Genomic DNA, 23,164 nt, shown 5'->3' with positions numbered 1-23,164 from the left:
GGCGAACCGCGAACGGCGAACCGCGAACCGCGAACCGCGAACGGCGAACCGCGAGCGGCGAACCGCGAGCGGCGAACGGCGCCGCACAGATCGCTCTTTTGGCCCTCCAGTGGTTGCTGACCAGGCCGGTTGGCAACCACCCCAGGGCCAAGGCAGCGATCATGCGACCAGCGGCGGGACTGGTGCGGCCTACCTACTCCGGGTCGTAGGCCAGGTTGGGGCGCAGCCAACGCTCTGCCTCGGTGACCGGCTTCCCCTGCCGGGCGGCGTAGTCCTCGACCTGCTCCCGGGAGATACGCCCGACGGTGAAGTACCGCGCCTCGGGGTTGGCGAAGATCAGCCCGCTGACGGCCGCCGCCGGGATCATCGCGAACGAGCTGGTCAGCTGCATGCCCAGGGCCTCGGCGCCGAGAAGGTCGAACAGCGCCTGCTTCTCGGTGTGGTCAGGGCAGGCCGGGTAGCCGAGGGCCGGCCGGATCCCGCGGAACCGCTCGGCGTGCAGGTCGGCGATGTCCGGGGCGGCGTCGGGCTCGAACCAGGTGCGGCGGGCCTCGAGGTGGATGTACTCAGCGAACGCCTCCGCCAGCCGGTCGGCCAGCGACTTGATCATGATCGACCGGTAGTCGTCCTGCTCGGCCTCGAACTGGGCTGCCAACGCCTCGGCACCCTGGATGCAGACGGCGAACGCCCCCAGGTGGTCGCCGCCGCCGGCAGGGGCGACGTAGTCGGCGAGGCAGCGGTTGGCCCGCCCTGCGGGCTTCTCCGTCTGCTGGCGCAGCATCGGGAACCGAACCTCGCCGTCCGACGGCGCGACGACCAGGTCGTCACCGTCGGCGTGGGCCGGCCAGACTCCGTGCACGCCGCGCGCGGTCAGGGACCCGTCGGCGATGACGCGGTCGAGCAGGGCCGTGGCGTCGTCGAACAGCTCCCGGGCGACCGGCTCGTCGAGGATCGCCGGGTAGTTGCCCTTCAGCTCCCAGGCGAGGAAGAAGAACCGCCAGTCGATGAACTCGCGCAGCTCGGCGATCGACGGGGTCACCGTCCGCAGGCCGGTGAACGAGGGCGTCGGCAGGTTCTCGAAGCTGACCTGCTCCCGGTTGGCCCGGGCGGCCGCGAGCGAGAGCAGCGGCCGGGCCTGCCGGTTCTCGTGCTGCTCGCGCAGCGTCGCCTGCTCCGCACGGTTACGCACGTCCAACGCGGCGGCGCGGTCGGCGTCGAGCAGGTCGGAGACGACGCCGACCACCCGGGACGCATCGAGCACATGGACGGTGGTGCCCTCGTAGGCGGGCGCGATCCGCACCGCGGTGTGCTGCCGGGAGGTGGTCGCGCCGCCGATGAGAAGCGGCAGCTTCAGGCCTCGCCGGTCCATCTCGGCGGCGACGGAGACCATCTCGTCGAGCGACGGCGTGATCAGTCCCGACAGGCCGACCGCGTCGGCTCCCTCGGCCACGGCCGTGTCGAGGATCTTCGCCGTGGGCACCATGACGCCCAGGTCGATGACCTCGTAGTTGTTGCAGCCCAGGACGACGCCGACGATGTTCTTGCCGATGTCGTGGACGTCGCCCTTGACGGTCGCGAGGACCACCTTGCCGGCGCCGCGGCCCGGCGCGATCCGGCCCTCGGCCAGCGCCTGGGCCTTCTCGGCCTCCATGTACGGCTCGAGGTAGGCGACGGAACGCTTCATCACCCGGGCGGACTTGACCACCTGCGGCAGGAACATCTTCCCCGCGCCGAACAGGTCGCCGACGATCTTCATCCCGTCCATCAGCGGGCCCTCGATGACGTCGAGCGGCCGGGCCGACTTCGCGCGGGCCTCCTCGGTGTCCTCCTCGATGAAGTCGACGATCCCGCGGACGAGCGCGTGCGAGAGCCGTTCCTCGACCGTGCCCGCGCGCCAGGACAGGTCGGCGCCCTTGCGCGGGCCGGTGGCGCCGCCGCCGGAGGCGCGCAGTTCCTCGGCGTACGTGACCAGCCGGTCGGTGGCGTCCTCACGGCGGTCGAACAGCACGTCCTCGACGAGCTCCAGCAGGTCAGCCGGGATGTCCGAGTAGACCGCGAGCTGGCCGGCGTTGACGATGCCCATGTCGAGCCCGGCGGTCACCGCGTAGTACAGGAACGCCGAGTGCATCGCCTCGCGCACCACGTCGTTGCCCCGGAAGGAGAACGACAGGTTCGAGATGCCACCAGAGAGGTGCACCCCGGGGCAGCGCTCCTTGATCAGCGGAAGGGCGTCGATGAAGGCCTTCGCGTAGCCGTTGTGCTCGGCGATGCCGGTCGCGACGGCCAGCACGTTCGGGTCGAAGATGATGTCCTCGGCCGGGAAGCCGATCTTCTGGGTCAGCAGGTCGTAGGCGCGGCCGCAGATCGCGACCTTGCGCTCGGTCGTGTCGGCCTGGCCCTGCTCGTCGAAGGCCATGACGACGACACCCGCGCCATACGAGCGGATCAGCCGGGCGTGGTCGAGGAACGGCTCCTCGCCCTCCTTGAGGCTGATCGAGTTGACGACGCCCTTGCCCTGCACGCAGCGCAGCCCGGCTTCCAGGACGCTCCACTTGGAGCTGTCGATCATGATCGGGATGCGGGCGACCTCGGGCTCGGTCGCAATCAGGTTGAGGAACGTCGTCATGGCCTGCTCGCCGTCGAGCAGATCGGCGTCCATGTTGACGTCGAGCAGGTTCGCCCCGCCGCGCACCTGCTCCAGCGCGACGTCGACGGCGGCCTGGTAGTCGTCGGCCTCGATCAGCCGGCGGAACCGGGCCGAGCCGGTGACGTTGGTCCGCTCACCGATCATGACGAAGCCGGTGGAGGGCGCGATCTCGAACGGTTCCAGGCCGGAGAACCGGGTCCGGGCCGGCCGGTCCGGCAGGCCTCGCGGCGGCACGTCCTTGACCGCCTTCGCGACCGCCGCGATGTGTGCCGGGGTGGTGCCGCAGCAGCCGCCGACGATGTTCACGATCCCGGAGGCCGCGAACTCGCCCAGCAGCTGGCCCGCCTCGGCGGGCGTCTGGTCGTAGCCGCCGAACGCGTTCGGCAGGCCGGCGTTCGGGTAGCTGGCGACGTGCGTGCCAGCGAGGGCCGCGAGCTCGGCGACATACGGCCGCATCTCGGCGGCGCCCAGCGAGCAGTTCAGCCCGACGACCAGCGGGTCGGCGTGCGCGATCGACGCCCAGAAGGCCTCGACCGTCTGGCCGGACAGCGTCCGGCCGGACATGTCGACGATCGTCACCGAGATCCACAGTGGCAGCTCGGGGGCGGCCTCCTTCGCGGCGGCGATCGCGGCCTTCGCGTTCAGGGTGTCGAAGATGGTCTCGATGAGCAGCAGGTCGACACCGCCGTCGGCGAGCGCGGAGATCTGCTCGGCGTAGGACGCCTTGACCTCGTCGAACGTGACGGCACGGTAGGCGGGCTCGTCGACGCGCGGCGACAGCGACAGCGTGACGTTCAGCGGGCCGATCGACCCGGCGACGAAGCGCGTGGTGCCCGTCTCGGCCGCGACCTCGTCGGCGACCTTCCTGGCGAGCGCCGCCCCGGCGAGGTTCATCTCCCGGACCAGCGGCTGCAACGCGTAGTCGCCCTGGCCGATGCTCGTCGCCGTGAACGTGTTGGTGGTGATGACGTCCGCGCCGGCGACCAGGTACTGGTGATGGACGTCGCGGATGACGTCCGGCCGGGTCAGGTTGAGCAGGTCCGGGTCGCCGGTCACGTCACGCGGGTGGTCCTCGGAGACGACCCCGCCGACGCGGTAGTCGGCGGGGGTCAGCCCGACGGACTGCAGCATGGTGCCGTAGGCGCCGTCGACGACCACGACCCGCTGGGCCAGCAGGTCCTTGAGCTCCTGGATCCGGCGCGCTCGCGCGGCGACGTCGTGTCCCGCTGTCAGGCTCTGGTTCACGCCGGTGCCCATCGAGACCTCCCGCAGACTGTGTGGGAGGCGCCCTTCGGGATGTGGAACCAGCCGAGCGTGGCGGGCCCCGGCTTCATGGCTCGCACCAGCAGCCGGCCCGTCGCAGCGCCTCTCGGCCTGCGTCCGACCTTACCGCCTGGCAGCGCGGCCCCTCCAGCGACATCCGCGCCATCGCGCCGCGGCTCCACGCACGGGAACCAGGCCCCGCTCGTCACCTCGGCCCGACAGCCAGGCCGGACGCGCTGGCGGCCTCCGGGCGGACGGCTCGCCTGTCGCGCAGACCACAGCGGGAAGGGGGGCCTAGCCCCATGGGCGACGGGGGTCACATGGCCTTTGCTGGGACTAAATCGGCCGATGGCCGGTCTTTAGCTTTGTCAAGTCCTCTGCCATGCCCACCTCGCCGTCGGGCGGGCCGCCTCGGCCCGCCGCCGCAGTCCTGAGGAGGTCCCCAGTGGTCATCGCGACGAACGACGTCGCCGGTTCGGCGCAGCCCCCGCCCCGTCCCGAGGGCTCCCGGGCCGGCGGCAGTCCGCCGGCGGAACGCGAGCCCGGTGAGAAAGCGGGCGACCAGCAGGACCCGAAAGCCAAGGCGGCGACCGGACGGCCGGTCGCGGCGGAACGGCTGCCGCGCTGGTGGGTCGAGCTTCTCGCCATCGCCTCGCTGTACGGGCTTTACACCGGCATCCGGGGCATCAAGAGCGACGATCTCGGCACGGCCGACCAGACGGCCCGGCGACTGCTGCACTTCGAGCAGGTCTGGCACCTGAACCCGGAGCACCCGCTCAACAACCTGCTCCTGCACGTGACGGCGCTCGCGGTACCGGCCTGCTACTTCTACGCGACGCTGCACTACATCCTCACGCCTGCCGTGCTGGCCTGGATGTACCGCCGGAACCCGGCGCACTACCGGCGGGCGCGCAGCACGATCCTGCTGACGACGATCCTCGGCCTCGTCGGCTTCTGGCTGCTGCCGACGACACCACCGCGGCTGCTGGCCGGCGCGGGGTTCCACGACACGATGGCCCAGGTCAGCGACTGGGGCTGGTGGGGCGAGGACGCGAGCGCGCCGCGCGGCCTCGGCGGCCTGACCAACCAGTACGCGGCGATGCCGTCGCTGCACTGCGCGTGGGCGCTCTGGTGCGGCTTCCTGATCGCCCGGCTCGCCCGCCGGCCAGTGGTCCGGGTGCTGGGAGTCTGCTACCCGCTTCTCACGACGCTGGTCGTCATGTCGACGGGCAACCACTACTTCCTCGACGCCGTCGGCGGCATCATCGACCTGACGCTCGCCGCAGGGATCGTGCTGCTGGTCGGCCGGGTCGTACCGCGGCGCCCGTCTCGCGCGCCCGGCGCCGGCACGGGGACACCGGCGCAGACCACCCCGCAGCTGCCCGCGCAGGGGCTGGCGGCGGTAGCCGGGCGGCCGGCGGGCCGCATTCCGGTCGGCGGTCACCGGCTGGCCTGGAACACCCGGCCGGCGCCTGCTCCCGGGCCCGCGCCTGGCTGAACTGCTCGGGCCGAGCGGCTCCAGTCGGGCGGCCCAGCCCGCCCGGCGCCGCGTGGTCCAGACCGCCCGGCCGATCTACCCGAAGGGAAGGCATCTCGATGTCCGACGAAGCCCAGCTCCGTTCTCGCGGCGCTCAGCCGCTCACATGACCTCCTGAGCGCCGCGACGGCGGGGCTCGACGGCGCCGCGCTGCGCGGGCCGTCGTACGCATCCGAGTGGACGATCGCGCAGGTACTCCAAACATCAACAACTGCTGGCCCAGACAGAGCTGCGGCTGCGGCTGGCCAACCGCGCCCTGTTCGAGCAGTCGGGTCGCCTCGGCGCAGACCAGCGCGTGGGTGAGCACGCCGCGCTCGCGCAGCCGGGCCTCGAACGCCTCGACGGCGGCCCAGACCCGAGCCCGCTGCGGCGCGGTCAGCGGCTTCCCCCGGCCGGCCCTGGACGCGGCCTGGTAGCCGGCGAGGCCGGTGATCCCGTTGCCGAGGATCACCTGGCGCCACTCGTCGGCGACGAACCGGTCCCCGAACGGCAGTCCGTGGCCGTCGATCACCTCCTTCCAGAGGTCGCGCTCGTCGTCGCCCTGGATGAGGGGCGGCGGGGCGCCGTGAACGGACCGCCAGACCTGGTTGGCGACCTGGTCCACGGTCGCGGACCGCGACCCGGTCCCGGATCTGCGCCGAGCTCTCCAGCAGCGCGAGGTTGGTCTGCAGCGTCGCGGTCAGCGTCCCGGTGAAGGTCGTCAGCAGGACCGGGCCCTCACCCGCGGCGGCCAGGTGGCGGGCCCGGTGGAGCGCGACGACGGTCTTGCCGGTGCCCGGGCCGCCGGTGACCCGCGCCGGACCTCGGTAGCGGGCGTGGCGACCTTGAACTGGACCGGGTGCAGGTAGACCCGCCACAGGTCGAACGGGTGGTTGAGCACTTCGAGAAGCTCCACCGGGCCCGAGACCAGCACCACCCGGTCCTGGCTGCGTTCCACGGCGGCCGCCACGTCCTCCGGGTCGAACGCGCCGGCGGCACCGGCGGGGCTCACCGGCTCGTCCAACCCGCTGACGGTCGGTACGGCCGCGGCGATCTCCTGCCAGACGTCGTCCGGCGACAGGCCGGCGGCGAGCCCGTAGAGCACGGTCCACTGGCTTTCCGGGAGGAAGGCCTGCGCGGTCTCGAGCTGGGCGACGTCCGTCACGGCGCGGGCGAAGGCGAGAGTCTGCTCGTCCACGCCGAGCCGTCGCAGCGTCGTGGCGGCGACGTCGGCGAACAGCGGGCGCGTCCCACCGCCCCCGCGCCGGGCCGAGCGGTCCAACTCCGGCAGCGTCGTGTCGAGGGCGACGCTGTCGCGGATCTCGATGCGGCCGGTGGCCGAGTTCACCGACACCCTGCGCCGCTGGGCCCACGCATAGGCCTCTTCGTGCGGCAGCACTTTCAACAAGGTGTAGTGGTCACCGCGGTCCGGCGCGACGACTCCGCGCCAGAACTGGTCGATCCTGATAGTGCGCAGCCGATCGTCCCGAGCATTGCTGATCTTCTCCAGATGCAGGCCGGCGTGGGTGGCCTGCTGGAACTTCGCGAACGTGTCGGAGATCTTTTGTTGAACGGGCTTGTCGAGTCGCGCGAAGTCCAACAGGAAGTCCTTGTCGATGCCCAGCCGAGCCACCGCGCGTCCCCTTTGGTCTCGTCATCGGCAAGTCCACGCCCCGGGGCGGCTCAGCCTGCGGGCAGGACCTCATGACGGCCATCGCACGCCGATCCGGGCGGGTTCCCTGAGACCGACGAGCGGAAACCTCGTTTCCCCACCGGACGTGCCATCTCAGTCAACGTCGCTGTCTGATCACGCGATTCGGCACGCAGTTCCCCGGCTCTCCGGTCCGTGCCGGTCCACCGTGGTCCGCGCCGCTTGGCGGCCGGTGACCCGCCCGGACCCGTCCTCGGCCTGGATGTCACGGGCGCGCCGATCGAACACATGTTTGATATCCTGGGCGGGTGGCTGGCACCCCGTTCCAGGCGTCGCTGCTCGACGCCGCGACGTCGGTGGAGATCGGTCCCGTCGCGGCCGGGCTGACCAGGCACCCCCTCGCCGGCGGCGTCTGGGTCGACATCCGGCGGCGCTGGGTGACGGGAGCGGACGCGCTGTTCGAGCGCCTGCGTGCCGAGGTTCCGTGGCGGGCCGAACGGCGGCCGATGTATGACCGGACGGTCGACGTCCCGCGGCTGCTGTCCTTCTACGCGGCGGACGAGCCGCTGCCCGACGAGGCGCTCGACGAGGCCAGGGCGGCGCTCGACGAGCACTACGCCGCCGAGCTCGGCGAACCGTTCGCCACCGTCGGGCTGGCCTTCTACCGCGACGGCCGCGACAGCGTCGCCTGGCACGGCGACCGCCTCGGCCGCGGCTCCACCCACGACACCATGGTCGCGATCCTCGTGCTCGGCGCCCCGAGACCGCTGCTCCTGCGCCCACGGCCAGGCAGCCCCGCGTCCCGGACGAGCATCCGTCCCGCCGCCGCCGGCGGCCCACCGGCCATCCCTGGCCTGCCCGACGCCAGCGCCTCGGCCGACAGTCCGTCCGGCATCGGTCTTTCAGCCGGCAACGCGTCCGCCAGCGGCCCGTCGAGCATCGGTGCCCCTTCGGCCGCCGGCAGCCCGTCCACCGCCGGAGGCGCGGCGGCCACGATCCGGTTCGAGCTGGGCCACGGTGACCTGCTCGTGATGGGTGGCTCCTGTCAACGGACCTGGGAGCACGCCGTCCCCAAGACCGCCCGCCCCGTCGGCCCTCGCATCAGCATCCAGTTCCGCCCCTACAACGTCCGTTAGGGCTTGACGCCACTCCACCCAAAGATCCAACGCGGTCCGCTCCTACACCGTGGCGCAAGATCCCCCAGTCCAACAACCAGGCTGTATGACTAGCAACCGCCCACGCAAATCAGCACCGTCCACTCCTACGCCGTGGCGCAAAACCGGCCTGCCCGGCGACCACGCCCGTCGGTCTGGGACCACCCGCGCAGGTCCAGCGCGTTCCAGTCCTACGCCATGGCGCAAAATCCGCCAGCCCAACAACCACGCTGTAGGACTCACATCGGCCCAGAGAGAGCACCAGGTCCGGTGACCAGGAACGAGCGGCGACCGCCGCCCAGGCGGTGTCCGCGCGGCGCTCGACCGCTGCGCGCTACCCGCGCGACCCGGGCCTCGCGGCGATGCTGGCCGCAGCAGCCGCAAGACGGTCGAGCACCCGTCGCTCGGGCCCCTCACCCTGGACCGCGATACCCTGCACGTGCCCGACGTCGACCGGTCGGTCGTCGTCTACTCGGCGCCGCCCGGCACCCACGAGGCCGAGTCCCTCGCGCTGCTGCGGGTGCTCGGTACGCAGGACCTCGCCGCCGAGGAGCCGCCCGTGTCGGGCTCCCCCCAGGCCTGATTCCCGGCGGCGGCGCGCGGAGGGCAGCCAGCCGAACCAGCGCCAGGGCCGGTCCCGGTCCGTCATGACGCGTCCGCGAGGCTGGCGAGCGCGGCCTCGGCGCAGGCGCGGTGGACGTCGGCGAGGCCGCGCTGGTCGGCGAAGCTAGCCGCGTGGTTGCGGTTGTCCGGAATGGCCAGCCGTCCGGATCGTACGTAGACCATGCCGGGTCGCAGCAGATAGTTGGCCGTCAGGACCGACCCGCCCTGAGCCAGGGCGAACTCGACGACCCGCAGCAGGTTGTCGTGCCGCCGGGAGATCCGGGACAGGCTGGGCACGGCAAGCACCTCGTCGCGCCCAGCCGCGAGGTCAGCCAGGCGGTCGACGAGCCCGGCGCCCAGACGCGGATCGAGTCCTGAACCCGCCAGCGGACCCGGACCGGGTCGCCCACCGGCGGTGCCGGGCTCCCGCGGTCCGGCCGAGGCGGGCTTGCCCGGCATCGCCGCGCCCGGGCGAGGAGAGATCTCGCCCGGCCCGGGCAGCCGCGGCGAGGGCAGCGGGCCGGGCCGGTAGTCGACCTTGTACGCGGCGCTTCCGCCGCCCCGGACGAGAGTCTGGAACAGCGCCGCGAAGGCGCCCCACGCGCGCGGGTAGCGGCCGGGCAGCCCGGCGAACTCGCCCGCGAGCCAGCCCGGCTCCCGCGCCCGCGGCTGCATGACGAGAAACGCGTGCAGCAGCTCGGTCATCACCTTGGTGATCGAGCGGACGTCCGCGTCGCCGAGGCGGCCGAGCGCGTGCTCCCGCTCCACCAGGCTGTTGCGCACGACGACGACCACCGCGGACCGGACCGACAGCGGCGCCTCCGCCGGACGGTGGTGGATCGCCTCCTCGACGAACGGGGTGATCAGCACGTCCCGCGCCGAGGGGCCGCAGCGGGCGAAGGCCCGGCCACGGGCGGCGATGTCCGCGCCGATCTCGCGGGCGCAGACCGGGTCGCAGCCGGTGGCCGCGGCCAACGCCCGTGGGACGAGCTCGCGGCAGGCGTGATCCCACCAGGCATCCCGGTCGGTCTGCTGGTCGGTCATCACCCGGCTCCCGGTGCGGCGAACACGCCTTCGAGGTGGTCGTCGTCGGCCGGGCAGGGGTGCAGCGCGAGGTAAAGGCTCAGCGGCCAGGTCATCGCCCTGGTCAGCGCGACGACGTCGGTGCTCGTGACCCGGCCGAGGCCGCGCTCCCGGTCGAGCGGGCCGTCGCGGACGACGGCCAGCACCGCGGCCCGCAGCCACAGCCGCGCCGCGGCGGGCTCCTGGCCCGCCGCCTCGTCGAGCAGTGGCGCCACCAGCCGGTCGCGGGCCGCGATGCCACACGAGGCGAAATGCCGGCCGCGGGCCTCGATGTCCCGACCGACCTGCTGGGCTGTCTCCCACGGCGTCCCGGCCGTGGCGAGCAGCGCGGGCACGATCGCGTTACACAGCCAGCCCCACAGCTCGATCGGGTCGTGGCGCTGGGCCGGCGCGCCCGCGCCGCGGGCCTCGCCAGGCGGCGGCCGCAGGGGAAGCCCCCAGACGACCTGCTCCAGGTTGACCATGGTTCACGCTCCCGTGTCGGGTCAGTACGGCCGGCGTGCGAGGTCATGGTCGCCGCCGACCCTGGGCCTGTCGACCGGGGTCGCCGTTCGGAGCCTCCGTTTCAGGCGGCGCAACGGGTTCCGGGGAACCACACGAGCGCCGGACGACGCACCGGCCGACCGGCGCGCGAGGGCGATCCGGCGGACGGACACCGCCCGCGACGGGCCCCGGCCAACTCCCGCGCGAGGCCGGGCGGCGACGCGTGTCCTCCGGGTAGCCCGTCGCGGCCGGGACGGCCGCACGCCGAAAAGCGGTCGGACCTGGCTGCTAGGTTGCCGGGAATGTCGCCTACGCAAGGCATCGCGGGAGCAGCCCGTCGGCGAACGATCTGGGGAGAAGCAGTCCGGCGAGAAGCGGTCTGGCGGTGAACAGCCCGGCCGCGAGTGTGCCGAGACCGACGACCCCGCCGATCAGGCCCTGGAACAACGACTAGGTGCCGACCTGGCCGACGATGCGCCCGTTGCTCCAGCCGATCGCCTTCAGCGTGCCGAAGTCACGGGTGGGCCGGGTGACGCCGGAGATGGTGAACAGGATCGCGAGCACGAACGCGGCGACGAGCACGCCGACCGACAGCCAGGTGCCGAGGTTCTTCACCAGCGACGACGCGCTCGACAGCGAGCCGGAGATGCCACTAGCCAGGTCGGGCTGGGTGTCGACGGTCGCGCTCGGCAGCGCCTTCCTGATCGCGGCCGCGGCACTGTCGACCGAGCTGGAGGACGTCGCCTTCACATAGACGTTGGTGACCTCACCGGACAGCACTGCCAGGTTCTGGGCGACGCCGAGCGGGATGTAGACGTCCGACAGCGAGGTGCCCGAGGTGGTCACGTCGAGCAGTCCGACGATCTTCATCGCGGTGCCCTTGACCGTGACGGTGTCACCGACGGCGAGCTTGTTGGTGTCGGCGTAGCTCTTGGACAGCATCGCGACATCGGTCCTGATGTCCTGCGCGGTGAAGCCGCGCCCGCTGCTGACCGCGGCGCCGGAGAGGGGGCCGAGCGCGGCCGCGCCGGGCTGGACGCCCTCGACGGTGGTGCTGGCGATGTTGAAGTTGCCCCCGCCGAAGCCGCTGTTGCCGCTGACCTGGCCGCCGCGCTGGGCCCGGAACTGCCCCCGCAGGTCCTGCAGGCTCTGGCCGGCGAGCTGGCCGCTGAACGTGGAATTGCGCAGCATGAGAGTCGCCGTCACGTCGGCCACGCCGGCCGTCCCGCGGATGGTGGTGACGCCGTGGCCTTGATGGCCGCCGAACCCGGCGCGACCCGCAGGTTGCCCGAGGAGACGTTCGTGGTGGAGCTCTGGGAGGTGCTGCCGGGAGCCTGGCCGGCGAACTGGAACTGCTGGTCGCTGCCCTGGCCGGGCAGGTCGGCCTGGGTCACCGTGATGTCGGTGCCGACCCCATAGATCGCGCCGAGCACGTTGGACTGCGCGTTGCGCACCCCGGAGGACGCCGCCGTGACGGCGAGGATGAGTGCGACGGCCAGGGCGAGCCCCACCGCCACGATCACAGTCTGCCGCATGCGCCCTCTCAGCTCGCGGCGACATACGTCAACAGCATGGGTCTCCCTGAGAGGTATGAGGTCCGGGGGCGCCCCGCGGAGAACGGAGCGGACCGGACATTAGGGAGACCGGCTGTGTGATGGCTTAAATGTTGTTAGCCGCCGTTAAGGCGGAAGTTGACGGCGCGTTGGGCGAGCACCTGGACCACCTGGGAAATTCTTCCGGGATGCCGGCCGGCGACGTCACATTCTACACGGTTATTGACATTGCCGCGCCAATTCATTCGGCAATGGTGACGGACTCGATCCGGGCCTCGCTGGCGGGTGGCCCCTCGCTCCCGCCGCCCTCGATGCCCGCGCCGACGAGGCGGTCGAGGACGTCCAGGCCGGCCGTGATCCGGCCGATGACCGTGTAGTGCGCGGCGACCGCGGCGAGGCCCGCCGGGGTCGGCTCGTCGTAGCTGATCAGGAACTGGGCGCCGTTCGCGTCCGGCCGGCTGGTCGTGGCCATCGCGAGCGTGCCGGGGCCGAAGCCGGTGGCCGCGGTGCGCTCGGCGGCGTAGGCGAACCCGGGCGAGCCCGCGCCGCTGCCCGTCGGGTCACCGCACTGCAGGACCGAGACGGCCGCCTCGGGGGCGATCGTCTCCCTCGGGCAGAAGCTGCCGTCGTAGTAGCCGGCGGTCGCGAGATGGTGCAGAGCGTAGACCGCGCACGGAGCCACGGCGGCGTCGAGCTCGGCGGACAGCGTCCCGTAGTTGGTGCGCACGATCATCGTCGAGGCCCCGGTCGGCACCCGGGCCGCGGCCGGCGGCAGGCCCGGGGCGGGGCCGGTGGCCGCGGTCGTCCAGTAGTGGCAGGGGCCGGCCACCGTCGTCGCGGCGGCCGCCGGCGCACTCGCGCCCTTCCCTCCGGTGCCAGCCGCGGTGCTCGGCACGGCGGCGTGCCCGGAGGCCGGCGGCGTGACGCTCGCCGGGCCCGTCCCGGGCCGGCCCGACGAGTCCGCGCCGTGGGTCACGACGCGGAAGATCAGGAGTGAGCTGGCGACGAGGATGGCGACGAGCAGCAGGGCGCCGACGGTCAGGCTCGCGGTCGCGAGGGCGCGGTGGCGCGCAAGCCAGCCACCCGGGGCCGGCGCCGATGGCGGGCGGGCGATGGTGTGTGGCCCGGTGTGGCCCGGCGGGACGGGGCCGCGCGCGGGCTGGGTCGGCTGGCCGACGGGTGGACCGATCGGGCCCCGCGGCCCTGCTGGGGGCCCCGCGACGGTCGAGCCGACCGGGGCGGCCGGCCCCGCGACGCCGCCCCCGGCCATGCCACCGGGTGCCACGACGGCTCCCGGCGGTAGGGAGGTCATCGGTGGCCTGGAGACCACCGCTGGCATGGGGGGTCCAGCTGGCATGGAAGGCACGGCCGGCGCGGATGGGGCGGCTACCGGGTGCCGCAGGACGGGCGGCATCGGCGGAGCTGGGCGGCCCAGGACCGGCAGCGACCCGACCGGCGGGCCGGCCGGCGGCGGCCACGGACCAGGGGCCAGCCCACCCGGCCCGACGGGTGGCAGCGGCGGCCGGGAGGCCGGATCCGCACCGGCTGGCCCCGACGGAATCGCCATCGGCGCCGGATGCGACGCCGGCGGCCCCGGAACGGCCCCGGGGCGCCGGGAGGGAGCTCCCGGGGCGCCAGAAGTCGGCGGCGCTGCCGTCGGCCGCGGCGGAAGGTAGGCCCGGATCGGCCAGAGCCGGTCAAGGGCACGGGTGACGCCGCGGGCCAGCTCGCCGTCCGACCGTTCACTGTCCGCCCCGCTGCGGTCCGGCCCGCCGATGCCTTCGTCCTGGGCCCTGGCCGCCCGCGCGGGGACGCCGCCCTCCCCGGGGGGTGCGGCGAAACCCGCCTCGGCGGCCGGGCTGGCACCGCCGACGCCGACGACGTCCGCGGCCCACTGCGTGCCCAGGACGAGCCGCAACAGGCGGCGCACCAGCTCGGCGGCATCAGGCCGGGCCGCCGCGTCCTTGCGTAGCGCCTCGTCGACCAGCCCGGCGAGGTCCTCGGGAATTCCGGCCAGGTTGGGCGGGTCGTGGCGGACCCGGAAGAGCACCGCGTCCGTCGGGCCGGCGCCGAACGGGGTCCGCGCGGTCGCCGCATAGGCCACGGTGCAGCCCCATGCGAAGACGTCCGCCGGCGGGCCGACGACTTCCAGGCCGTTGAGCTGCTCGGGACTCATGTAGCCGGGGGTGCCGACCGGAGTGCCGACCCTGGTGAGCACGGTGACATCCGTGGCGTCCGCGATCCCGAAGTCGACGACCTTCGGGCCCCCCTGGGTAAGCAGGACGTTGCCCGGCTTGAGGTCGCGGTGCACGACGCCGGCGCGGTGCACCGCCAGCAGCGCCTCCGCCAGGCCGAGAGCCAGGGTCCGCAGCGACGGGCCCACGATCGGCCCGTTGCGCAGGATCCAGTCGGCGAGAGTCGGTCCGGCCAGGAACTCGGTCGCGAGGTAGGGCGGGTACCAGTCGGGGTCGGCCGCGTAGACGCGGGCGGTGCACACGCCTCGGACCCGGCGCATGAGCTCGATCTCGCGCCGGAACCGGGCCCGGAACTCGGCCGAGTCGGCGAGCTCCGCGCGGATCACCTTGACCGCGACCGGGGTCGGCCCGAGCAGCCCGTAGTAGACGATGCCCATTCCGCCGGCACCGATCCGCGCAGTCAGCGTCGTGGGCCCGAGCCGCACCGGCAACGCGATGTCCTGCACGCCGACCGCTCTCCGATGCTGTCTGGGCCCGCCGATATCAAGGCCCGCCGCTGTCCCGTCTCGCCCGGCGCGTCGCCGCTCCGCCGCGTTCGGACCCGCTATGCCCCGTTCCGCCGCCACACTACCGTCGGCGCGCCGGCACGGCCCGCGGGCGGCCTGGTCTCCGATGGGCCGGAGTGAATCCCTGAACGGCCGGTCACCCAGCGCGGAACCAGCGCCGCGGCGGCTGTCGCCCGTCCATGGCGGCGCGGGCCCCGGCACGTTACCGCCGGCGCGACCGCCGACAGCCGGGATGTCAAACAGGCGATATCGCCTCGGCGACTGCCGGAAACAGACAACGACTATCGTCGCGCGCCACCCGGGCCGTATCACCGGCGGCGGACGCTCGGCTGGTGCGGTGACGCTCAGCCTGCCCCCGAGGTGTATCCGGCGGGCGGGGCGGCCCGAACCGGCTGGTCGAGGGCCTGGCCAGGCTTGGGCTCATGACCAGCGCCCGTGGCGAGTACGCCCCGCCCCCGCCTAAGCCGTACGCGGGCGTTCTCGCGCCGTTCAGCCTTATAGACGGCTGCTGACACCGGTCGGGCCACGTTCGGGCATCACCGGGACAAACATCGGCCGGGCCGAGGCGCGGGGTCGTTACGCACCGGTCTGGCTGACCAGGCCGGGGGCCGCGGTCACCACGACGTCGACGGCGAGGGCCGGATTTCCGGTGATCCAGGCGTGCAGGTGGATCACCTCGTCTCTTGACAGTTCCATCCGGGCGTTCTGGCAGAGCAGGACCGCGTTGTTGGCGAACGAGCAGGCAAGCGCGTCGGCGTCGTCACCGGGCTGCGGCGGCCGGCCGGCGTAGAGCAGGCCGTTGAGGACGAAGTTCACCGCGCCGCGGCCGATGTGCTCGCCGCGTTTGAGGCAGCGGTCGCGGACCGCCCGCGAGGTGCCGGTCCGGTTGAAGCCATGCGCCGTGACCTCGGCGGCGAGCTCCTCGAACAGGGCGCGGAACTCGTGCGAGCTCAGCCGGGGAATGTCGGTGACCTGGGAGATCCGCGCGATCAGCTCGGCGTGCGGGGCGGCCGCGTCTCCCTGGCCGGCGCCACCGGGCTGGCTGCCGGGCGGCAGCGTGTGGCGGCGCGGGTCGTACAGGTATTCGGGGGCGGCGGAGACCGCGATTCGCGGGAGGTCCACGAGCGCGAGCAGCTTCTTGAACGAGCCGGTTCCGGCCCAGCCATCGGTGGCCTCCGGGCCGAGTTGGGCCCGGACGAGCTGAGCCGCCGAGGCGAGCGTGATCGGCCGTTCCGAGACGGTGACCAGTTCGCGGACCTGCTCCGCGATGGCCTGGCGGAGATAGCTGTCCTGCGTGCTCGGCGGCGCCGAGGGGGACGGTGGTGCGACCGCCATCCCTGGTCCGGTCGCGGGGGCTACCGAGGTCCCGGGGCCTATCACACTGCCCGGTGCGACCGCGGACCCGGGGACGGTCGGAGTCCCGGGTGTCACCGAGGCCGCGCGGCGCGGCGGTGCACCGTCCGCCGTCGCCGGGTCGTCCGATAAGGACCGCGTAGTCAGCTCCGCGAGGCGCCCGGGCCGGTTGCCGGCCGCCTCCGCAGGCAGGTCGCCGTCGGCCACTGCGACGGCGCCGGCGGCATCCGAGTCGTCAGGCGGCAGGTCCACGCCCGCCGATCCACCGGCCTGGCCCGGGGCTGTGGCGATTCCGAGGTGGGCCCCGCTTCCGGGCTGCGGTGCCACCCGCGGTTCGAGGGTCAGCGCGTCGTCGATGAAGGCGTCCTCGCCGACGACGTGGTCGCACGCCGCGCGAAACGCCCGCGCCGATGGACCGCTGGTGATGATGACCGTTCGGCGGTCGTGGGCGCGTAGCCGCAGCATCACCGGCGTGTAGTCCGCGTCCGCCGACAGGAGGATGACCTCGTCGAACCGGGTCGGATGGCCAAGGATGTCAAGGACGTCAATGACGATGTGAATATCGGCCGAGTTCTTTCCCGCGGCGGTCAACGGCGGGCAGTCGACCACGTGGAAGCCCGCGCGGGTGAAATAGGCGCGATACCGCGCGGAGCTCACCGGGTTGAGATAGCAGTACCGGATTAGCAGGTCGCGTCGGAAGTCGGTGGCGCCAAGTGCCGGATAGGCGAGCGTCTCCAGCCAGCTGAGCCAGCATTGAGGGTTGACCGCGAACCTGTTCGCGGCGGCGGCGTCGAGCCGTTGCAGACCCATGTGGATGTTCTCGAAGTCGACGAAGAGCGCACTACGGACCCGTAATGCGCTCTGCTGACCCCCGCCCGACGCGCTCATGGCGGCTATCGTGCCGGATCGAACGTCCCGGACCAAGCACTATGGCCCCCGAACACAGGCCTAACGGTCCCCTAGACACTCATCGTCATGACTCGGACACATGCGCGCCGTGTCGGCGCTCCCGATCCACCACCCGCCCGCTCTATGTGACCCGTCTAACACGGCTCCAGACCGTCACGTTTCGTCGCCCCTCACGCGGCCCAGCCCGCGGTCCTTCCTCCACCACCAGCGGCCGCACCTGCGATCACGCCGGTGGGCGGACGTCGACCGCCCACGCGGCAGGCGCGCTCGAGGTCCAACCGCCTCGGCTCAGCCGAGGACTCCTCAGTCGACGCGACGCCGTTTACACCCCGGTTGCCGGGTTCGGCCATCCGGGCTATGGTTCGCCGCGGCGCCAGAATCGACCGGAGGTCGTAATCCCAGGCGAGCTGGTGAAGCCATTCTGACGTCACGCCGGCCGAGCACGCGACGGCGTCGTTTCGGGAATCGTGAATCAGCTCCCTAAATGCATCCGTACCCCCGCCCGCGACAGCATCCCGCCAAATGAAACAGTTAAGTCCCACCGCGAGGCCACAGGCTGGGACGTCGCGATGCCGCCGTCCCGAAGGCCAGGTGTTCGGCCGGCCTTGAGTATCACGCGATCAGAAGACGACGACGTTCTCCCGGGAGGCGAGATGTCCAACGGCCGTGCTGACGACCGTCGTGGCGTCGGGTTGCTGTGGCTGGTCGCCGCGGTCGGCACCGGCGCGGCGATCTGGGCCGCGTGCACCGACTTCGGCGCCCAGTCCTACCGCACCTGCACCGCGGAGTCCCCGTCCGTGTCGCCCCTGTCCGTCGCGCCTGGCACCGCCGGACCGGGGATCGCTGCGCCCGGGGCGAGCATCGCCGCGGCCGTGGTGGTCCTGGTCAGGGCGGCGCCTCGGGCGGCGCCTGGGCCAACGAGGTCGTCCGCGGCGCGCGGTGTGCTCGCATGCTCCGCCTGACGGGAGGCCTGGCACGGGCACGGCCCGCGCGATTCCCCTGTCGGCGCCCGCGGGCCTGGTCCGGTGGGTCGCGCGGGCGCTGGTGGGCACGGCGGCCGGCGGCGTCACGCCTGGACGGCGTGGCGTTCCAGATGGGCGAGGACGGTCTGGTTGGCGGCCCAGCCGTCCGGGAAGCGGACCGGCTCGTCCAGGTGGACCGCCCCACTGGACGGATGCGCGTCAAGGAGGTCGCGGATGCCCGCGCGGGCGACGACGACGCAGGCCTGCCGGTGACGAGAGGCCAGCACGCACAGCCGGCCGGCCTCCAGGTGGAACGCGGTGGCGTCGCGGCGGCCGGACAGCGGGTGCAGCACGACGGTGACGTCGTACTCCCGGCCCTGCAGGCGGTTGGCTGTGTCGACGACGACAGCCTCGCCGAGGTCGGCGCCGAGCGCGGACCGGATCGCCGCGGCCTGGTCCCGGTGGGCCGCGCCGATCGCGACACGGCCAGCGGTGACCGGGTGCTCGCCGCCCGCACCGTCATGGGAGGCCGCGACCGGGCCGCGGTCGAGCAGCCGACGGGCGACCTCGGCGACCGCGCGGACGGCCTCGGCGTCGGTGCGAACGGTGCCGCGGGCGGGCAGCTCCAGCAGCCCCCAGCCGGTCTGCGCGGCCACATCCAGCACGTCGTCGACCACGCCGGCGGCCGGCGCGCCGACCGGCCGCGGCCCGGTCAGCCGGGTGGCGGCGCCAGTGAAGGTGAGGCGGCGGTCGCCGGGGCCGTTGCCGGTCCGGAACCCGGCGAACGGGTAGAAGGCGTCGGCCACCACTCGTTCGGCGCTGCGCGGAAGCCGCCACGAGACCGGCAGGTGGTGCACGGGCAGGTCAGGGTTACTGCGCAGCAGCACGGCGACGGCACTCTGCATCGGGTCCCAGGTCAGCCCGCGCCAGCGGTCGTTCTCGACGGTCGAGAACGGGTCGAGCTGACCTGGGTCGCCGACGAACAGCGCCCGCTCGAAGCGGGTGGCGATCGCGAGGAGGGCGTCCGAGCGCATCTGGTAGGCCTCGTCGACGATCGCGAACCGCCAGGCGGCGTCCTTCACGTAGGCCCACTTGGCGGCGGTGGCGACGGTGACACGCGGGTCGCCGAGGGACTTCAGGTCGGTGCCCACCGTGACGTTCGGGAGCCCGTCGATCCGCGGCGGCGGCGCGTAGCCGGCGCGGCCGAGGCGGCCGACCCGCAGGTCCGGTGCCTGGTCGAGCAGTGTGCGGGCGAGTTTCTCGACCAGGTCGTCGACCTGCTCGTTCGTCTGGGCGACGATCATCAGTGGCTCGTCGGCGAGGGCGAACTCGGTCGCCGCCCGCACGACCAGCGTCGACTTCCCGGCCCCCGGCGGGGAGTCGACCACCACCCCGCGGTGTCGGCCCGACCGGAAGTCGGCCAGGATCTGGTCGGTCACCCGGTCGGCTGCCACCTTCGGGTCCTCGTCCTCGCCGGCTTCCGACGCCATCACCCGCGCACCGCCTGCCACCTGCGCCGCTACCCCTTCCTCACCAGGACCGTACGATCGCCGACCATTCCGGCGCCCTCGCCCGTTCACGCGCCGGGCGGCCATCGGCCGATGCCCGTCCCGGCGAACGTTCGGACGGACCGGGTGGCGGGGCCGGCCGGCGGATCACTCCCAGCGTTCCCGCACGTCATCCTCGGTCGGCTCGTAAGGGCCCGGCGGGCCGCCGTGGGTCCACGGGGTGTCCTCCGGCGCAGGCAGCCCGGCCGAGAACATTCCATCGGACAGGAGGCTGGTGTAGCTGAGGACTTCGCCCTCGACCGGGACCGAGCCCGGCGGTGGAACCTTGGAGCGTCCCATCCCTCCGCTGAGCTCCAGCGTCACGAGCAGTCCGTCCGCCGCGGGGCGCAGGTCGACGATCTCACCGAGCTGACCGCGCCGCGCCGGCGACTCGACCTTCGCGCCCACCGCCAGGCGCACCGGATCGACCGTCAGCACCTCGGCGAGCGGCCGGGTGACCAGGGTGCCGCGGCTGTTGGCGATCCGGCGGTCGCGGTCGACACCGACGACCCGCCCGACGAACGCCTCGCCGGTCACCCGCTGGTTCGCCAGCACCAGCGGGTCGTCGAAGGCCTGGTCCGCCTCGTAGGCGGCGAGCTCGCGTTCGAGCACGGCCAGCCGCCGGGCGGCGGCCACGGCTCCGTCGCGCCGCGCCTGCGGCAGCCCGCCGTCCTCGGCGCTCAGGTAGGCGAAGTAGGAGCTGAACCTGGCCCGGTCCTGCTCCCAGCGGCGTCCGACGGACGCGCCGGCGGGCAGCGCGCGCAGCAGGTCGACGGCCCGCCACATCAGCTGCCACGTCGGTTCGAGGTGCCCGCGCAACGCCTCCGCGACCGCTGCCTCGGCCACGACGACGCGTGCGTCCCCGGTCCCGCCGCCAGCCGCCTCCTGGGCCACGGCCTCGTCGTACGCGCGGATCGCGGGGGCGAGCACCCGGTTGTCGAAGCCAGGGTCCGTCGTCGGCCCGGCCGGCGGCCACCTGGCCGGGTCCTCGGCCAGCCGCGCGGCTTCGGCTCCGGACAGTCCGGGCGGCGGGTCGATCCAGGCCATCAGCGCCGCCAGGTTGGCGTCTTCCAGGGCGCTCTGGCCGGTCGCCCAGTGTTTGGCGAGCGCCTCCGTCATCGCCATCAGCGCGGACGACCCGGGATGCTCGGCGCGTTGGGCCAGGAACGTCAGCCAGCGGCCGAGCAGCGGCACCCCGGCGGGGACGGCGTACTCTCCCACCGTCGAGCGGAACCGCGTCGAACGGCCGAACAGCCGCACGAAGTCGGCCCCGGCCACGTTCGGCACGAGAAGCTGGGGTGCGTCGAGGAACCTTGTCACCTCGGCGAGCTCACCCACGGCGGCAGCGGCGGCGGCCTGGCCGCCGTCGTCCGGAGGACCGGCACCAGCGCCGGGCTCGATCGCCGCGGCCGGTGGTGTTCTCGCCGCCTTCGGCGGCTTCACCGGCTCGGAGCCGGCGCCGGCGCACCGCGCCACCTCGGCCAGCAGAACGGCCGCGAGCTCGTCCGCGAACCGGAACCGGCGGGACCGGTCTCGAGGCTGCGGAACGACGAGCAGCACCGGCCGGTCGACCGCCGTGCCGACCATCGCGGCCAACGGCGCGTTCGCCTCACCAGCCATCGTCAACGGCACCAGGACCAGCGGCGCGTCGGCCAGGTGCAGATGGCGCACCGACGCCACCGGCTGGGCGACGCCAACCGCCGCGGCGCGCGCCCGCGCGTACGCCCCGATCGCGCTCATCCGTCGTCCCGGGCGGCCCCGGCTCTGTCCTGCGCCCCGTTGGCCGGCTGGCCCGGCGCGTCGCTCGCGGCGAGCCGCGTGGCCGCCGGCCGTGCGCCGCCCCGCGCCGAAGAACCGCCCGCCGCCAGTTCGTCCGCCGGGGGATGTCGGGACTCCCCGTCCTGCGCCGGCTGGCGTTGCGGCGGTGCCGGCAGGCCGGCGAGCACCTCGGCGTAGACGCGGGCCGTGGTGCGCAGCATCGCCGCGGCCTCGGCCTGGTCGTCGTCCGGCGCACGGGTGCCATGTGCGAGCGCGAGCGCGTCGGCGACCGTCTCGACCCCGCCCAGCTCCTCCCGGACACCGACGCCGAGGGTGGCCGTGCGCCCCGTCGACTCGTGCCGGCAGAAGAAGGCCAGCTCACACGTCGACAGGCAGCCGGGCGCGTACCGGGCCGCGATCTGTCCCAGCGCCCTGGTCAGCGTCGAGGCGTCGAGCCGCGGCGCCCCGCTGGCGTCGACGGCCAGATCGAGGCGCAGGTCGTCCGGAAGGGCGTCCAGCAGCGAGTCGATCCGAGTCAGCCGCGCCAGCTGGTGCTCCAGGATCAGCAGCTGCCGGCGGATGTCGACCTTCGTCACCACCGGAGTGTTGGAGAAGTCCTTCGGGCAGACGAGCACCACCTCGTGCGCGACGGCCTCGTGCGCGACCGCCTCGTGCGCGACCGCCTCGTGCGCGACCGCCTCGTGCGCGACGGCCTGGGCCCGGCCCAGCAGCCTCCGCAGCGCGAGCACGTAGACCGCGGCCTGGATCGCGGCTGCGGCGACCTTCTCCCCGTCCGCCTGGCCATCGATCACCGGAAAGGACTTGATCTCGACGATGTGGAACACCCCGCCGGGCTGGGCCACGACCAGGTCCGGCTCCAGCGACACCTCCTGGCCGGCGACGTCGAGACGCAGCAGCGGATGGTCGAACACGGCACCGCCGGAGACCGGACCGGAGGCCGCGTCCCCGGCGGCCTGGGTCAGCGCCGCGACCGACGCCGCGTGCCGCGCGTCGAGGCCTCCCTCGCCGAGAGCGCCGCCGCCGGCCACCACGTCACTCGACGCGCCGAGATCACGATAGGTGGCTGAACTTAGGTCAAGGCCAAGCTGGTCGCGCAGCAGCCGGAGAAGCTCGGCGGCACCGTCGGCCTTGACCTGCTTCTCGAACACGTTGCCGCGCACGATCGCGAACGGGGACTGCCCGAATCCGGCCGGGTAGCCGACCCGGTCGGCGAGCCCGTCCTTGTCGACCCCCGCCGCGTCCAGCACCGCTCGCCGACCACAACCGGGGTTGCTCGTCAGCGCCGCGATCGTCCGTGCGTTGTGCCGGCGCGGGACCGCCGAGCCCCGGATCCGCTCCAGCCTCGCCTCCGTCTTGCCTTCGTGCCGCACAACCCGCCCTTCACCCGCCAGCGCCGACCTGCCCGTCAGCACCGATCCTTACGGACAGCGCCCGCCATTGCGCGACCGGCCCGCCGACGAGGCGAAGCCGGACGCCGCCGGCCGAGGCCCGACAGCGGCCCCGGCCAGGCGACGAGCAACGCCGCCGCGACGAGGGACCCGATCGCCCACCGGTCCCGGACGCCCTGCTCGCCGAGCCGGGTCGCGCCGTAGACGAGCGCGAGCAGGCCGGACGCGACGAGCGCGGCGCCGGGCAGGTCGAGGCGGGTCCGGTCGCGGGGCGAGGTGTCGGTGAGGACGAACGGCGCGACCGCGACGGCGGCGGCGGGGGCGATCGGCACGTTGACGAGGAAAGCCCAGCGCCAGCTCATCAGGTCGGTGAGGACGCCACCGAGCACCGCCCCGCTGGTGAACCCGGTCGACATCATCACGCTGTTGAGCCCGAGCGCGCGCTCCGGATGGAGCCCTACCACGCCGAGCACGGAACGCCGTCCGCCGACGCCCTCGTCCTGCTCGCCCGC

The 23,164-nt window shown here is 73.4% G+C and carries 15 protein-coding genes and 1 pseudogene; 4 read left to right on the top strand and 12 right to left on the bottom strand.

What is annotated here, in order from left to right; all coding sequences use genetic code 11:
* Positions 1–193 precede the first annotated feature (193 nt).
* Positions 194–3,904: a methionine synthase gene (metH, locus tag FRADC12_RS25555; protein WP_198153039.1), complete on the bottom strand. Its 3,711-nt coding sequence runs from the start codon at positions 3,902–3,904 to the stop codon at positions 194–196.
* A 451-nt stretch (positions 3,905–4,355) separates the two neighbouring features.
* On the opposite strand from metH, the gene FRADC12_RS25550 reads away from it, so the two are divergent.
* The gene (locus FRADC12_RS25550) at positions 4,356–5,408 is read left to right on the top strand and encodes a phosphatase PAP2 family protein (RefSeq protein ID WP_052711170.1); all 1,053 of its coding nucleotides are present in this window, start codon (positions 4,356–4,358) and stop codon (positions 5,406–5,408) included.
* Between the two features lie 286 nt (positions 5,409–5,694).
* Here the strand turns inward: FRADC12_RS25550 and FRADC12_RS34575 are convergent.
* A pseudogene (locus FRADC12_RS34575) lies at positions 5,695–7,059 on the bottom strand (AAA family ATPase); the annotation flags it as partial.
* Between the two features lie 326 nt (positions 7,060–7,385).
* Between FRADC12_RS34575 and FRADC12_RS25540 the strand changes: the two are divergent.
* Positions 7,386–8,213, top strand: a complete 828-nt coding sequence (locus FRADC12_RS25540) for an alpha-ketoglutarate-dependent dioxygenase AlkB (RefSeq protein WP_045878531.1) — start codon at positions 7,386–7,388, stop codon at positions 8,211–8,213.
* 436 nt (positions 8,214–8,649) lie between these two features.
* Positions 8,650–8,814, top strand: coding sequence for a hypothetical protein (locus FRADC12_RS33540; protein ID WP_232304199.1), 165 nt, complete (start codon positions 8,650–8,652; stop codon positions 8,812–8,814).
* Between the two features lie 62 nt (positions 8,815–8,876).
* Here the strand turns inward: FRADC12_RS33540 and FRADC12_RS25535 are convergent, their stop codons facing one another.
* The 6 genes from FRADC12_RS25535 to FRADC12_RS25515 all read right to left on the bottom strand — a co-directional run bounded on the left by FRADC12_RS25535 (position 8,877) and on the right by FRADC12_RS25515 (position 16,955).
* The gene (locus FRADC12_RS25535) at positions 8,877–9,878 is read right to left on the bottom strand and encodes a recombinase family protein (protein ID WP_157489036.1); all 1,002 of its coding nucleotides are present in this window, start codon (positions 9,876–9,878) and stop codon (positions 8,877–8,879) included.
* Positions 9,878–10,381 (bottom strand): hypothetical protein, encoded by a 504-nt coding sequence (locus FRADC12_RS25530; protein WP_045878529.1) that lies wholly within the window; start codon positions 10,379–10,381, stop codon positions 9,878–9,880. Before FRADC12_RS25530 ends, FRADC12_RS25535 begins: the two co-directional genes overlap by 1 nt.
* 469 nt (positions 10,382–10,850) lie before the next feature.
* Positions 10,851–11,606: an ABC transporter permease gene (locus FRADC12_RS25525; protein ID WP_232304043.1), complete on the bottom strand. Its 756-nt coding sequence runs from the start codon at positions 11,604–11,606 to the stop codon at positions 10,851–10,853.
* On the bottom strand, positions 11,603–11,935 hold the full coding sequence (locus tag FRADC12_RS33535; protein ID WP_052711166.1) for a hypothetical protein: 333 nt from the start codon (positions 11,933–11,935) through the stop codon (positions 11,603–11,605). The genes FRADC12_RS25525 and FRADC12_RS33535 overlap by 4 nt, the downstream gene beginning before the upstream one ends.
* A gap of 259 nt (positions 11,936–12,194) precedes the next feature.
* Positions 12,195–14,654 (bottom strand): protein kinase domain-containing protein, encoded by a 2,460-nt coding sequence (locus tag FRADC12_RS28775; RefSeq protein ID WP_052711165.1) that lies wholly within the window; start codon positions 14,652–14,654, stop codon positions 12,195–12,197.
* Positions 14,655–15,290: 636 nt separating this feature from the next.
* Entirely contained in the window at positions 15,291–16,955 is a 1,665-nt protein-coding gene (locus FRADC12_RS25515) for an NYN domain-containing protein (protein ID WP_045878528.1), read from the bottom strand.
* A gap of 674 nt (positions 16,956–17,629) precedes the next feature.
* On the opposite strand from FRADC12_RS25515, the gene FRADC12_RS25510 reads away from it, so the two are divergent.
* Positions 17,630–17,938, top strand: coding sequence for a hypothetical protein (locus tag FRADC12_RS25510; RefSeq protein WP_045878527.1), 309 nt, complete (start codon positions 17,630–17,632; stop codon positions 17,936–17,938).
* Between the two features lie 104 nt (positions 17,939–18,042).
* Here the strand turns inward: FRADC12_RS25510 and FRADC12_RS25505 are convergent, their stop codons facing one another.
* From FRADC12_RS25505 to FRADC12_RS30510, 4 genes are all read right to left on the bottom strand, one after another.
* Positions 18,043–19,449 carry an AAA domain-containing protein gene (locus FRADC12_RS25505; protein ID WP_232304042.1) on the bottom strand — a complete coding sequence of 469 codons (1,407 nt, stop codon included), beginning with the start codon at positions 19,447–19,449 and terminating at the stop codon, positions 18,043–18,045.
* Between the two features lie 144 nt (positions 19,450–19,593).
* Complete coding sequence (locus FRADC12_RS25500; protein ID WP_045878526.1) at positions 19,594–21,225, bottom strand: serine/threonine-protein kinase; 1,632 nt, start codon at positions 21,223–21,225, stop codon at positions 19,594–19,596.
* On the bottom strand, positions 21,222–22,676 hold the full coding sequence (locus FRADC12_RS25495; protein ID WP_232304041.1) for a hypothetical protein: 1,455 nt from the start codon (positions 22,674–22,676) through the stop codon (positions 21,222–21,224). The genes FRADC12_RS25500 and FRADC12_RS25495 overlap by 4 nt, the downstream gene beginning before the upstream one ends.
* Entirely contained in the window at positions 22,670–23,125 is a 456-nt protein-coding gene (locus FRADC12_RS30510) for an MFS transporter (RefSeq protein ID WP_232304040.1), read from the bottom strand. Before FRADC12_RS30510 ends, FRADC12_RS25495 begins: the two co-directional genes overlap by 7 nt.
* Positions 23,126–23,164: the final 39 nt, after the last annotated feature.

The sequence above is a fragment of the Pseudofrankia sp. DC12 genome (genome assembly GCF_000966285.1).
GTDB lineage: Bacteria > Actinomycetota > Actinomycetes > Frankiales > Frankiaceae > Pseudofrankia.
This window is presented reverse-complemented; position numbering and strand designations above follow the sequence as displayed.